This window comes from Bacteroidota bacterium (genome assembly GCA_016713925.1).
Taxonomy (GTDB): domain Bacteria; phylum Bacteroidota; class Bacteroidia; order AKYH767-A; family OLB10; genus JAJTFW01.
In genome coordinates this window covers 26,519-40,811 of the sequence record JADJOH010000002.1, presented here as the reverse complement: position 1 = coordinate 40,811, position 14,293 = coordinate 26,519, and the positions used below count along the sequence as shown (strand labels likewise).

10 protein-coding genes and 1 pseudogene are annotated in these 14,293 nt (G+C 43.9%); 5 read left to right on the top strand and 6 right to left on the bottom strand.

Annotated features, from left to right (window positions below; translation table 11 throughout):
* Positions 1–281: 281 nt before the first annotated feature.
* Positions 282–1,178, bottom strand: coding sequence for a redox-regulated ATPase YchF (ychF, locus tag IPJ86_00280; protein MBK7885780.1), 897 nt, complete (start codon positions 1,176–1,178; stop codon positions 282–284).
* A 122-nt stretch (positions 1,179–1,300) separates the two neighbouring features.
* On the opposite strand from ychF, the pseudogene IPJ86_00275 reads away from it, so the two are divergent.
* Positions 1,301–2,439, top strand: a pseudogene (locus IPJ86_00275) (FAD-binding oxidoreductase).
* A 956-nt stretch (positions 2,440–3,395) separates the two neighbouring features.
* Here IPJ86_00275 and IPJ86_00270 read toward each other — a convergent pair.
* A complete protein-coding gene (locus tag IPJ86_00270; GenBank protein ID MBK7885779.1) occupies positions 3,396–4,280 on the bottom strand; it encodes a trypsin-like peptidase domain-containing protein in 885 nt (294 codons plus the stop codon).
* Between the two features lie 57 nt (positions 4,281–4,337).
* Between IPJ86_00270 and IPJ86_00265 the strand changes: the two genes are divergently transcribed.
* The 4 genes from IPJ86_00265 (at position 4,338) to IPJ86_00250 (ending at position 7,854) form a co-directional block, all read left to right on the top strand.
* The gene (locus IPJ86_00265; protein MBK7885778.1) at positions 4,338–4,847 is read left to right on the top strand and encodes a DUF4199 domain-containing protein; all 510 of its coding nucleotides are present in this window, start codon (positions 4,338–4,340) and stop codon (positions 4,845–4,847) included.
* 851 nt (positions 4,848–5,698) lie between these two features.
* A complete protein-coding gene (locus IPJ86_00260) occupies positions 5,699–6,382 on the top strand; it encodes a hypothetical protein (GenBank protein ID MBK7885777.1) in 684 nt (227 codons plus the stop codon).
* A gap of 31 nt (positions 6,383–6,413) precedes the next feature.
* On the top strand, positions 6,414–7,346 hold the full coding sequence (locus tag IPJ86_00255) for a collagen-like protein (protein MBK7885776.1): 933 nt from the start codon (positions 6,414–6,416) through the stop codon (positions 7,344–7,346).
* A 268-nt stretch (positions 7,347–7,614) separates the two neighbouring features.
* Positions 7,615–7,854, top strand: a complete 240-nt coding sequence (locus IPJ86_00250; protein ID MBK7885775.1) for a hypothetical protein — start codon at positions 7,615–7,617, stop codon at positions 7,852–7,854.
* Positions 7,855–7,941: 87 nt separating this feature from the next.
* On the opposite strand, the gene IPJ86_00245 is transcribed toward IPJ86_00250, so the two are convergent.
* From IPJ86_00245 to IPJ86_00230, 4 genes are all read right to left on the bottom strand, one after another.
* Positions 7,942–10,056, bottom strand: a complete 2,115-nt coding sequence (locus IPJ86_00245; protein MBK7885774.1) for a DUF2207 domain-containing protein — start codon at positions 10,054–10,056, stop codon at positions 7,942–7,944.
* A 10-nt stretch (positions 10,057–10,066) separates the two neighbouring features.
* Positions 10,067–10,618, bottom strand: a complete 552-nt coding sequence (locus IPJ86_00240) for a LemA family protein (GenBank protein MBK7885773.1) — start codon at positions 10,616–10,618, stop codon at positions 10,067–10,069.
* A 724-nt stretch (positions 10,619–11,342) separates the two neighbouring features.
* Entirely contained in the window at positions 11,343–11,966 is a 624-nt protein-coding gene (locus IPJ86_00235; protein ID MBK7885772.1) for a hypothetical protein, read from the bottom strand.
* A 259-nt stretch (positions 11,967–12,225) separates the two neighbouring features.
* The gene (locus IPJ86_00230) at positions 12,226–14,115 is read right to left on the bottom strand and encodes a T9SS type A sorting domain-containing protein (protein MBK7885771.1); all 1,890 of its coding nucleotides are present in this window, start codon (positions 14,113–14,115) and stop codon (positions 12,226–12,228) included.
* Between the last annotated feature and the right edge of the window lie 178 nt (positions 14,116–14,293).

The following is a 14,293-nucleotide window of genomic DNA, read 5'->3' as shown; positions in this document are numbered from 1 at the left end:
ATTGATCTGTTAATTTTACTTCTTGTCGTAATTGCTTCCGGCTTCCGGCTACCGGCTACCGGCCTTTTGCTTCTTGCCTCTTGCTGCTGGCTGCTTGATTTTCTTTGATAAATCAAAGCTATTATTGTTTCAATCGATATACTGAATAAATTAAATTTATTATGAATCTATATCTTTAAACTTTGTGTTTCTAAACCTTAAACCTTAAACCTTAAACCTTAAACCTTAAACCTTAAACCTTAAACTTTAAACCTTAAACCTTAAACTTTAAACCTTAAACCTTAAACGTTAAACCTAAAATGCATAACATCTCCGTCTTGTACTATATATTCTTTTCCTTCTATGCTTAATTTTCCGGCTTCTTTGCAGGCATTTTCTGAGCCGAGGGTGACGAAGTCGTTGTAGTGGATGACTTCTGCCCGGATGAATCCTTTTTCGAAGTCGGTATGAATGACACCGGCGGCTTGGGGGGATACTTCTGCCGCTTCATCTTTCACCGCTTCCCGAACGGCATCTACATATTTATTTCCGGTGACTACTGATCCTTCATCCACATTGCAAATGTACATGACGGGCTTGGCTGTCAATAACCAGAGGTCGGCGGCATATTTCCAATCGTCTTCTGACAGAGGAGCCGATCGTGCAGAAAGTCCTTTTTCCAGATGCTGCTTTAAAATCTGATAGACTTCAAATGTTTTCTTCGCGTCTTTATCTGCACCTACTTTCGCCTGCTTCTCGATCTTCTGCATGCGTTTCTCCACCGTCTCCAGATCTTTCAGCTGCAGTTCATAGTCGATGGTTTCTTTATCCCTTACCGGATTCACGCTTCCATCCACATGCACCACATTCGGATCTTCAAAGCAACGCAAGACATGCAGAATCGCATCGGTTTCGCGGATATTTCCCAGAAACTGATTGCCGAGTCCTTCGCCCTTACTCGCACCTTTTACCAGACCCGCGATATCTACAATTTCCACCGTCGTGGGCAATACTCTTTGAGGGTTCACTAACTTTTCGAGCACATTGAGCCGGTCATCCGGTACAGTAATGACACCCAGGTTGGGTTCGATGGTGCAAAAAGGAAAGTTAGCGGCTTGCGCTTTTGCATTCGATAAACAATTAAATAATGTTGATTTCCCTACGTTGGGCAATCCTACAATTCCACACTTTAGTCCCATATTCGCTTTTCTGAAATAGCGTGCAAAGGTAACGCTTTGTTTCTTCTTTTCAGAGGGGTGGAGGCAGATTGCTTCTCCCTGCAATTTTATAGATTTGGCCCGATAATTCAGAAAGAAAGCAAATGCAATTAAGCTATTGGGAGCAGCAAAGTTATTTTGAAGGAATTGATTTGCTGATTATTGGAGGAGGCATTGTCGGACTGAATGCAGCGTTGGCGGTGAAAGAGATCCGGCCGGAACTCAAAGTGCTGGTCATTGACCGGGGTGCCTTTTTGCCCTATGGTGCGAGTACCCGTAATGCCGGATTTGCCTGCTTCGGGAGTATGTCGGAGCTGATCGACGATCTTCAGCGCAACTCTTTTGATGAAGTTTTTTCGCTCGTGCAACGGCGTTATGAGGGATTGCAGAGACTCCGCTCATTGCTCAAAGATGTGGATATTCAATATGAAGAAAACGGTGGCTTCGAAGTGTTCAGGGAAGAGGAGGAGGACTTGTACAATAACTGCCGCAGCAGGATAGAGGAGTTCAACGCGGAATTGGAGCGCAGGACCGGACGTCGTAATATCTATTCGGAAGCATCTTCGAAGATCACTGACTTCGGATTTGGTGGTGTCGGCAAGATGATTTTAAATTCGGGGGAAGGGCAGTTGGATACCGGAGCTATGATGAAGGGCTTGTTGCACCTGGTGCGAGCGAAAAACATAGAAGTACTGACCGGCATCGAGGTCAGGGGATGGTCAACGAAGGCGGGATTACTGGAGATAGAAACCGGGAATGGCTTCACGATCTCCACTGCGAAAGTGCTCATTACTACCAATGGTTTGCCCGTCAGCTCTTGCCCGATCTGGAGGTGGAGCCGGGAAGAGCACAGGTTTTGATCACGAAGCCTGTGGATCATCTCAAATTTAAAGGGACGTTCCATTACGATAAAGGCTATTATTATTTCAGAAATGTGGGCAATAGGGTCCTCTTTGGAGGAGGCAGGAATTTGAATTTTGAAGCCGAGCGCACCTGGGATTTTGACCTGACGCATCCCGTGCAGGGGCGGCTGGAAGAGCTATTGTCGCAGATGATTTTACCCGGACAAGCCTACGAAATTGACCGGCGCTGGAGCGGCATCATGGGACTCGGACCCACCAAATCGGCCATCATCCGCGAAGCCGAACCGCATGTTTTCTGTGCCGTGAGGATGGGTGGAATGGGCGTAGCCATCGGAAGTCTGGTAGGACGCGAAGTAGCGGAATTGATTTGCAAGGGATAACGGTAAATCTCATTAAAGCCCAGTAGCGGGGACATCTCTGTCATAGGACCATTTTCTCCCACTAAAGCCTTGTCGAGGCGGCACTCCCCAAGGACCATTTAAAGGGCCCCACTAAAGCCCAGTAGGGGACATCTCTCTCCCACTAAAGCCCTGTCGAGGGCATCTCTCCAAGGACCACCGCCCTAAAGCCCTTTAAGGATGCATCTCTTCAAGGAACATCTTCTCCTAGGTAGGCCACCATTCGTCTCTCCCACTAAAGCCCAGTAGGCGGCACTCTCAGCATCTCGCCTAAGCCCTATAGGCTTCACCATTTTCTCCCACTAAAGCCTTGTCGAGGCGGCATCTCTACCGAAGGACCATCTTCTCGCACTAAAGCCCTGTAAGGTAGGCTTCTCTACCGACGGTTCATCTTCTCGCACTAAAGCCCTGTAAGGTAGGCTTCTCTACCGACGGTTCATCTTCTCCCACTAAAGCCCTGTCGAGGCGGCATCTCTACCGAAGGACCAACTTCTCGCACTAAAGCCCTTTAAGGGATGCATCTCTATCGAAGGAACATCTTCTCGCACTAAAGCCCAGCTTTTACCGCCGGTCCTCTCCCATAAAGCCCGGGCGGCATCTCTACCGAAAGACCAACTTCTCGCACTAAAGCCCTTTAAGGGATGTATCTCTATCGAAGGAACATCTTCTCCCACTAAAGCCCTGTCGAGGCGGCATCTCTACCGAAGGACCAACTTCTCGCACTAAAGCCTTTTAAGGGATGTATCTCTATCGAAGGAACATCTTCTCCCGCAAAAGCCCTGTAGGGGCGGCATCTCTGTAACCGATATGGTCCCCTTCTCCTAACAACCGTCGTCAGCCGACCGAAGGTCGGCTGACGACGTAGGTGGGGGAAGATGATCTCTTTTACAGAGTTGCCGCCCTTACAGGGCTTGTCACTGTCAATCGAAGAACTTCCTTCAGGCTTCGCTATACGTCACATTGAATTCTTTCAAAAAGCTCTTTATTATCGACACATGCACACATTGTCCGACATGCAGAAAGGGCATATTGGTCACCTTCTTCGTTCCGGCACCGGCGGGGATTTCATGATTTTCCAGATCGAAGCCCAGGTGCAAATGGCGGGTAGAGCTTTGCATTCCGTACACCAGTCCATCGGCATCAAATAAGGGTCCGCCGCTTTGTCCCCTGAGACCGGGAGAGCTCATTTCTATTCCCGCTATGATTCCCTGCTGCGCGATCAACCGGGTAATGATGCCTTCGATCGGAAAGGAGGGAGAGCGCGGATTTCCTTCACGGGTCCATTCAATATCATCCTTCTGATAATTGTAGGAAAAGTTATTAAACTCCGGAAACGGAAATCCCAAACGACAGAGCATCCGGCCGGGACGGGTCAGGGTATCGTCGGCAATGAATTTCGCGAAGCTCTGATAATAGATCTGTGAAAAGCCCTTGAACCGAATGATGGCCAGATCCGCGAAAGGGTGCATATGACAATCAAAGCCCGTAATCTTATCGAAACAGCCCACGAAGGAATGCTTGGCCTGGATCATGGTTTCGTGGTTATAGTTGAATTGAAGTTCGAGTTCGCTCAGGTGGCTATCGTAATGTTCGTCCTTTTTCAGCCGGAACCGGGCTTGTGTAAAGAGCAGATATTGCTGATTGATCTTCTCGGCATGGAGGAGATGTTCCGCCACATGTCGGCAGGTGAGGGCGATGCCTTCATTATTCACAAAAAACAAAGTGGACGCGCCGGGCCAAACCTTGTTCGATCCATAATTCCGCATGATCGTATGGATCGGTCGGGTACAGCGGTTTATTTCTTCAATTGCTTTTACAAACATAAATTTGTTCCTTCCTCAGAAACTCTTTTCTTTGAGGTAAAATTATATAAGTATCCTATGAAAATCGCATTAAAATACGGATTTATCTACGCCGGGGCGTCAATTCTGATGTCGCTGATCATGTATATCACCGGTTTGAATCGTACCGACAGCACCTGGCTCATCACCCTGATTGGATTGGCAGTTCCTGTTGTCTGCATCCTGCTGGCCGTGAAAGAATACAAGGCGGAAGTAGGAGGTGGATTCATGAAATTCTCCGATATTTTCAAGCACGGTCTTGTCATCTGTCTAGTTGGTGGAATTATTTATTCCGCCTATTCCATCCTCTACATACAAGTCATCGATCCCACTTTTATGGATTACATCATGGAAAAGCAGGTGACAAAGATGCAGGAGATGGGCATGGACGATGACGCCATCGAAAAAGCCATGAAAGGTTCCGCCTCCATGCAATCCCCCTTCTGGATGTTCACCTTTAGCCTCCTCGGTTCTCTCTTCGCCGGAGCGATCATTTCCCTCATCATGGCTGCGATATTAAAGAAACCGAATCCGGAGGAAATAGTTTAAGGTTTAAGGTTTAAAGTTCAAGGTTTAAAGTTTTCACTCGCCACGTGACCACGGGCGATGTGATCCCGTCTACCCTTGTGTTGACGGGAAAGGTGTACCATGAAGCGTATCGCTTTTCGCGATTCTGCTTCATGGTCGCGATGCTGATTTGAACGATAAACACGATCTCAACTTTCAGTTTTTACGGTGCTTCATATTTTATTTCTTTCATAACGTTTTTTGTCGGCTTGCAACGGCATACGAAGTCCGTGCAGGTTTAACCTTATTTAACTATTGAGTTTCTTTAAATAAGACCAGTGAAGTTGTAATTGTTGTTAAAATCACTGCTCCTGACTTACGCAGAAAAAAACAGTTGATTTTAAAAGTAATACTAATTCAATCTGTTGCAGTAAATTAACGGGTGTCTTAGGGTGTCCTAAGGTTGATAAAACATAACTGAGAAGTCTTGAGATTTAGAAGCCCTGTAGGGGCGGTAGCTCTGTAAAATAAGAATCACATCTTCTCCCACCTATGCCGGCAGCCGACCTAAGGTCGGCTGCCGGCGGTTGAAAGGATAGGGGAGTTTGTCGGTTACAGAGCTACCGCCCCTACAGGGCTTATAGGGAAGAAATATTCATCTCCGCTCTGACGTTATTTCTTTTTCTGTCTTCTGCAAAATAACTACTCTGAAGATAGTCAAAGAACTCTTCGGATTTTAATTTAAGGTGTCCCAGTGCGGTAGTCAGGAAAAAGATTAATGAAGCTGTAATTGTTATTTAAATTACTACTGATTGCTAACTCTTTAAGTTCATTGCAATTAAAGTTCTTGTGCGTTTTGTAAAAGAAATGCAAATTGCCTTTAAATTATTTAAATGAAAAAAAATTATTTAATTAGTTTCATTTTACTGGTTGTCGTCAATAATTTGCTGTTGGCACAAACTGGCACTGTTTCTACCGGTACTACATTAACAGGGGGCAACAGAAAGATGAGTTATTCGATTGGTCAACCCTTTTACCATGTTTACCAATCCACTTCCGGTAAAATACGCGAAGGTTTACAACAGCCGTATTCATTGCCTCCGCAAATTTATTCTCACATTATTCCTGCCTATTTGGGTACATCCGGCACGTCCGTAACAGCTTTGAATAGAAAATTAAGTTACACGTTGGGTCAACCCTTTTATATTTTAAAGAATGGTAGTAATGGAAAAGTAAGAGATGGAATTCAACAACCATTACTGTCACCGGTGATGCTCCATCTCCATCTGTATATTGAAGGATTTTATTTAGGAGGTGGAATGCTGGCGGAAGTATTGGGGAATGGAATGTGTGACTCCATTCGTGTAGAGTTACACGACCCGATGTCGCCATCCAGTATAGTTTATGCTGCTACCTCCCTGTTAACGGTTCAAGGCAATGCCCGTCTCCATCTTCCACCCGCGTTACGCGGAAATTATTATTATGTGGTAATTCGACATCGGAATTCCATAGAAACCTGGAGTAAATTGCCGATCCAAATGACAGCATCCAGTACATTTAACTTGAAGACCAATTAATAAATATATCACTCTGCAAAATCTATTAATTATGAAATACAATACTACTTTCACTACATCAAAAACGAAGATGAAGTTTCTTTTTACCGGGTTGTTACTTTGCTTACTGTTGCAAGGAAATATCTTCGCGCAAGCACCTAACCGGATCAGTTATCAGGCCGTCATGACCGACACATTGGATTTACCCATTTTAAATGCTACTGTGGGTATAAAGATAAGTGTACTTCAAGGTAGTGCCTCCGGAACTCCTGTTTTTGTTGAAACACATACTACCACTACCAATGGAAATGGTTTAATCAGTATTCAAATCGGCAACGGCACTCCATTGATTGGTAATATGGCAAGTGTGGATTGGTCTATGGGACCTTATTTCGTAAAAACAGAGACCGATCCAAACGGCGGCACCTCTTATTCCATTGTGGGCACCTCTGAATTGTTGAGCGTTCCATATGCACTGTATTCAGCGAACGGTACACCGGGTCCGGCAGGTCCACAGGGTCCGGCAGGTCCAACAGGTGCAACAGGTCCGGCAGGTGCAACAGGTCCGGCAGGTCCACAAGGAATTGTTGCTATGCAAACTTTTAATGGTTTTATTGGGGGTAGCATTGCAGGCAATGCCGTCTCATATGTTTTTGTAGGGCCTACGGTTTCTGTTACAATTACTGCCGGACAAAAAATTGTTGGAGCAGCCACAGCCACGCTTGCAGTTACCACCGGCACTACTTTTGGAAAGATAGGCTTGTGTTATGCCAACGTATTAAATCCAACAAGCATCAATAATTTTGTTGGTGGCTCCTATACTGCTGTAGAAATTGATATCACCAGGGATACCTACAGTGCTACAGCAGCTATTTCAGGTTTACCGGCCGGAACGTACACGGTTGGGTTTGGTATCCAGAACCAGGGAGCAACAGCTATTACAAATACTGATTATTTAAATGGCTGGGTGATGGTCGTAAATTGATGCGACTTTATCTTAGATCATTTGAAATTTTAAAAATAGCTGCTGGCTGCCGGCTTCTTGCTGCTGTGTTAAAACCTGACTACGACTCCTGATGAAAGCCCTGTTAGTAAAATCCCACAGCCAAACCGAGATGAAATTCATTTCTGACTTGTTAAAAAGCCAGGTGTTTCCAACGGGATTTTGAATGCTTAGGAAATTGAAGATTATCCCTATCCACATTTCAATATGGGTTTAACTTAAAAAAACTATTTTTAAATGGCCCGGAATAATGGTGAAGGATGTGAATACATGCCAGTCGGATGCCATCAATTGCGCTGCGTCAAACTGTGCTACACGTTTGTCAAATACTACCGGGAATGTTGGTGAAGAAATGAATGAAACGCCTACATCGGGTCCTGGCAACAAGCCATTAAATGAAATTTATACCTCTGCCCTGAAACAACTTACGGTGCAGGTTGCCCCTAATGCTTTCACTGACCAGGTGGAATTTAAAGTCTTTAACTGTTGATGGTAAACAAATTACCGGGAAGCTATTACACATACCTGAATAATAAAACATTTTAATAGAAGGTGAAAAGTCTGTACTTTATTTTCTTCACCATCCACCACCGCCACCGCCTCCTCCTCCGCCACCACTACTGCCGCCACCTCCGCTTCCTCCGCTGCTACTGCTCGGTGGGGTGGAAGCCGAAGCTATGGTACTGCTGATGCCTGATGAAAAGCCGGAAGTAAAGGAAGAAGCATTAAATGTACTTCCCTGCATACGATAGAAGCCCGGTTGATAGCCGCTTTCAATGGCTTGTTGGATCACGTGCTCAAACTTTGCAGACCATTCGTTTTCACAATCCAGGGCAATGGCATACGGTAAATACTTTTCAAATAGCTGCATGGTCATCCCGGGAGGATTTAGCGCATCAAACCTTTTTTGTTCTGCGGTTTCCAGATACCGTTTAAAACCCAGCACCAGGTCGGTCATCTTTCTTCCTTCTTTGGTATAGGCACGCATCCACCTGCTAAAAAGAATCTGGATGACAATTCCTGAAATCAGCAGGACGATAGATATGGTAACTGTAACCGGTGTACCACCATTTACGACAAAGTAAATCATGGTTCCGAATCCGCACAGGAACAGATAAAAAATGCCCAATCCTACATATCCTTCGTTACGCGAAAACAACCCCCGGAAACTATTCGTTACCCCTCTGCTTATTTGCATGCGTTTTTTCAACTGAGTATACAAATTATTGTAGCGAGATGCGATGAGCGTGTTATATTCTCCTTTGGCAGCTTTTTGTCCAAAAAAATCTTCAATATCATACCCGTACCAGTGGTAGCGGATGTCATCGCGTTCGTACTCACCTGCGATATGAGCCGGTTTGTGGAAATAGTAAACCGGGGATTTTAGCAGCAATCCTTCACGCTTTACTTCGATGTCTACTTTGCGATTTACGGCGTAATCAACAATTGACGCTGTAAAAAACCGGGCACTGTAATCTTGCTTAAGTAAAAACCCGCAATCTGCCGGAGAAAAGCCATCGGGAGGTTCAAACTGCGGAATGATGTTTCCTTGATCAGGGTCTCTTCCTACGCGCCTCCAGGAAAGGTAATTGAAAGCCAGCAGCAACAGCAGAGCAAGTACAAGCAGGGGCAAAATGAAATTATCTTTCAGCAATAGCCATCCTTGTTGCAGTGACGTAGGTGCAGTTATGATTCCTTTCTGAATACAAACAGAAACCGTTAGTCCTTCGTATGCCTGCAATGGTTGATTGCTTTGAAATGTTACCGTACTATCGTTGATAGTTGTATAACCGCAATTGGCAGCCTGTGAGCCCTGAACTCCGGTGTAGCAATTGTTTTCGGTTATTTTTGATCCCTGCGGAAATGTGATACTACAACTCACTTTATCCGCCGTAAAGCTCCATCCTGTACCGTTTACGTTCCAATACAGCTCATCTTTTTCATCATGAAAAATGATTTGTCGGGCGGTTCGGTAAGTGAGGACATAGGTGTAATAGCCGCGTTCCAGAAAAATGTCCGCACTTCCAAAGTAACACCTCCATCCATTTGCGGCTTGTTCCTGTTTGTAAGGTTCAGTTTCTCCATTTTTTGTTGCGCTGATCAGTTGAAAAGGAATCGTTGAAACCAGGCCTGCTGAAGTGGTGTACCGGGTTGGGAATTCACGTACGATCCCTCGTTTTATTTCATCATTATTACCACCTTCACCATTATATATTTTTATAGTTTCAATAACATGTAGCATTCCATCTTTTTCGATTTTAATTGCTGACGAAAAGGAAATGATCCTGTCTGTCTCGTCAATAGTAAGCAGTGCTTTTGTAAAAGCTTCGTTGGCATAGAGTGCATCACGTACACCACGCAGTAATTCACGGGTATAACTTTCTTTTCTTTTTTTCCATGCTGCAGACTGCGGGACGGGCCGGGTGTGAAAACCGCTTTCGAGCCACTTGAATTTTTTAATGATGACAGGTGTTGCGAGTGTTGTAATTTCCTGTTGATGCACATCGTAAACTTCTGTGAAAACATTCTCCGGAAAGTGAGCATCACGAGCCACCTGTATGGCTCCTTGTTTTATCAAATTGGAATACTCCGTTTTGGAAAAATAGGTGTCAGCTTGTCCGGTAAAACTTTGTGCGTGGATTGTGCTCCGGAAAATGCACAGCAATAGCAAAATGATCAGAAATTGCTTCATACGCAGTGGTCTAAAAAGAAATTCCGGGAGCTTTGGCGGCTGCTTCATCTTCAGCGAAAAAAGTGGCTTCTTTAAAACCAAACATTCCTGCCACCAGATTTTTTGGAAATACCGCAATGCTCTGGTTGAACTCGCGAACAGTTCCATTGTAGTATCTCCGGCTTTGATTAATTTTTTCTTCCAGATCAGCCAATTGCTCCTGCAGTTTGATGAAATTTTGATTTGTTTTCAGGTCGGGGTAATTTTCAGATAATGACTTAAAGTTAATCATGGCTGCTCCCATGTGTTTAGCGGCTTCAATTTGCGCTTCAGGAGTCAGTGCAGAGATCGATTCATTGCGTGCACGAATTACATCTGTAAGCGTTTTGTTTTCATGGCCGGCGTATCCCTTAACAATTTCCACCAGATTGGGAATAACATCTAATCGCTGCTGTAAAAATGTGCCAATACCGCTCCATCCTTCCCGGACTAAAACGCGTTCTTTGGTCAGCTCATTGAAGACTGAAATAAAGTAGAGCAGCAACAACATCAGGATGCCGCCGGTTATTAAGAGGGCTGTCATAATTTTTTAATATATAGATGTGTTTAGTTCAGGTCGGTATAGGTTGAATTTTAGGTTATCCGGTCGTGCCATCTTTCTGTTCAACATTATTTAAAGGTGTTCTTGAGTATGCTTCATGCTGAATTTTTCAATGCACAGGTGTATAAGTCGTCGGATATTTGATTTGCATAGATGGTTCCCAATTTAATATTCTGCCAGATTGTAAAAGTTTTGTGAATTTGGGTTAGCATCGTTCAATTCGTATAAATGCGGGCCGGTTTAACGTTACTGTCTCTAAGAACGTCTGCCTTTATTAAACAGGTGGGTACAATGTTTAAAGAATTTGTCAACGTTTAAATAGTATTATTTTCCATATCTATGGATGTCGTCAGTCAAAGTTACTGAAAAATTCCTTTGGAGCAAAAAGTGCAGAATTTTTCACTCCCACTATTCCTATTGGCTTCAGTCTGAATAGCGTTTTAATTCCTGAATCTTGCTACTGCATTCTATCTTTTTATAAGCAATTATTCCTTACTTATTATCTGATATTTTTATGACAAATGTGAAACATTTCATTCATTGAATAAGCAAGTATAGTACGTTGTAATTGGAGTAAAGAGAATAAAAGTAAATTTCTGTAGCTTTTAATCAACTTGTAATACAACTGGTAAGCTATAAAGAATGAGGTTGAGTAGGACTGATGCCATTTGGCTCCAATGAGTGTAACGTGATGATGCCCGCGTAGCTATATTTCCGGTTTTTCAGTTTTTTTGTATTGAAAATCTGCAGATTTTGTGAAATATTCAATGATCAAAATCAAGAGCGTAAAGCAGAAAAATGCGATCTTTTGCATCACCGCCAACAAGCCCCTGTCTCCAGCGCCATACAAGTACAAAGTATAATAAAATAGCAGAAGACTACCAATACTGAAGGCCTTCAGAAATTGAAGTTTAGTTTTTAAAATGAAAACAGTCAGGTAAAACAAACCAAGTAAAGACAAGGTACTTGAAATAGTGATCATATAGTCATGCAAGGGTGTCGCTATCAGAAATGTAAAAAGCATATTTGAAATACCAACAAATTTTAAAACGGAAGCAGCATGTTTCTGAGGAATTTTTAGGGCAGAATGAACAAAGAACAATCCATAGGCAATTGAATGAAAGGCCATACCGGTGAGTGCCCAAAGCCTGGAAGGATTCGGATCACCATTGAGCGCTTTCTCAGTAAATAAATTGCTGAAAAAATTTTTCGACCAGATAAATCCAGTTGAATCCAGATCATCGATGGAGCCCCCGGGGTAGAGTGAGGTGGCAATCAGTAAAAAAATCAAAGAGATGATGATGCATATTAAAACAGAATATTTTTTCATTGGATATCGAAATCTGATTTTTTTCTAGTGCGCCATATCAAAGATCCGAAGTGTCCGTTTTTTCAGAGAATGTTTCATGGTTTCTTTTTTGTTACAGGTAGTAGTGGAGGAAGGTTCGAGAGAATAGAGGAGGTCTTACTCCGGAATAATTCTGCAAGCTCAACTTGAATTTTCAGTAATTATCCAATACCTATAAAAAGTCTCTTTCTTAAGGGGGGCTGGTTTTAGGTGTTGCTATATTTTCTTCAGTTCGTAAACCTTATTCTTTCATCACTTTTAATTTTGCTTTTTTGTCACCGGAACTTACTTCTATAAAATACACACCAACTTCTCCCGGTATATTAAGTCGCAATAAGGATGAGTTGTTGAAATTTTGAATGTGAACTACCTGCCCTGATAAATTGCTGACGATTACGTTAACATTATTGTATTTTGAACCTAAATCAATGCTTAGTTCTCCACTCGTTGGGTTCGGATAAACGGTTAGGGTAGTGCCAAAGCTGTTTTCCAAAACACCCACATTGTTTACTGCTTCGCAGGAGGAAGTATCAGTACAACCATTTTGTGTAACAGCAACCGCATAAATTCCATTTGATGTGGCTGTGTAACTTTGGTTAGTTGCTCCGCTTATTACCGTAAAACTATTTCCGCAATCCAGCCATTGGTATGCCGCTCCTGTTGAATTAGCTGTAAGCGTTGGTGAGGTATTGGTTATACTTGTGTCCACCGAATTGATGATGAGGTTAATGGTCATTATACTATCGCACCCGGCCTGATTGGGAATAGTATCCAATACCGTTTGGGAAGTGGTGTAGGTTTCGTCACCGCTTGGAACGGTATAGCTCCCGCAGGCAGTAACGGAAAAAGAAGAAACTGTTTGATTGCAAAAATAATACACCCGGGTATGCCCGGCAGCGCTTCCGTTTCCATTATTGAATAGCGCCCCAATGGCAACGGTATTGCTGTCGGGCATGCTTACTGAATTGCCTGAGTTGTCTTGGGCTGAATCACCATCAATATCAAATCCTTTTTGCACCCATGTCCCGCCATTAGCAAGAGTCCAGTGGTAAATGCGCACATGGCCTGCATTGTCTCCGTTTCCGGCATTTTTGACCGCCCCAATGGCCACGGTATTGCTATCTGGCATGCTTACCGAGCGGCCTGACCAGTCATTTACTGCTTCTCCATCAATATCAAATCCTTTTTGCACCCATATACCGCCATTAGCGGAATTCCAACGGTATATGCGCACGTGGCCTGCACTGATTCCGTTTCCGCTATTGCCTGTCGCCCCAATTGCAACAGTATTGCTATCGGGCATGCTTATCGAGTAGCCTGAAAAGTCATTTACAGCTTCCCCATCAATATCAATTCCTTTTTGCACCCATGTCCCGCCATTAGCGGAATTCCAACGGTATATACGCACGTGGCCTGCACTGCTTCCGTTTCCGCTATTGCGTGTCGCCCCAATGGCAACGGTATTGCTGTCGGGCATGCTTACCGAAGAACCAGATTGGTCATTTGCTACTTCACCATCAATGTCTGTTCCTTTTTGCATCCATATCCCACCATTTGCGGGAATCCAGTAGTATATGCGCACATGTCCTGATGTACTTCCGTTTCCATCATTTTCTAGCGCCCCAATGGCAACGGTATTGCTGTCGGGCATGCTTAACGAGTAGCCGGAGTTATCATCTGCAAGTTCCCCATCAATGTCTGTTCCTTTTTGTACCCAGGTACCGCCATTAGCGGGATTCCAGCGGTAAACCCGTACTTGGCCTGCATTGAATCCGGCACCATCATTTCCTATCGCCCCAATGGCAACGGTATTGCTGTCGGGCATACTTACCGAGGTACCTGAAAAGTCATATGCTGCTTCCCCATCAATGTCTGTTGATTTTTGCAGCCATGTCCCGCCATTCGTGGGATTCCAGCGGAAAATGCGCACATGACCTGCATAACTTCCGGTTCCGTTATTAGCCACTGCCCCAATGGCAACGGTATGATTGTCGGGCATGCTTACCGAGGTGCCTGAAAAGTCATATGCTGCTTCCCCATCAATGTCTGTTCCTTTTTGCACAAAGTTTTGTGCATTACTTATGTTAATTACTATGAATATTGAAAGTAGTAATGTGTTTGTCTTTTTCATTGTTGAGGGCTTTTAGGCGGTGACATATTTTCATTTATTGACCAGTTACAAATTTACTATTTGCCAACGTTAGTTCTGGAAGGGATTTCTCCTCTGAAGCTTACACCGTCGCTTCAGCTTTTGTGCATAAAGTTAGCGAAAGACAGGGGTTGCCCTCAGAAGCTTACACCGTCGCTTA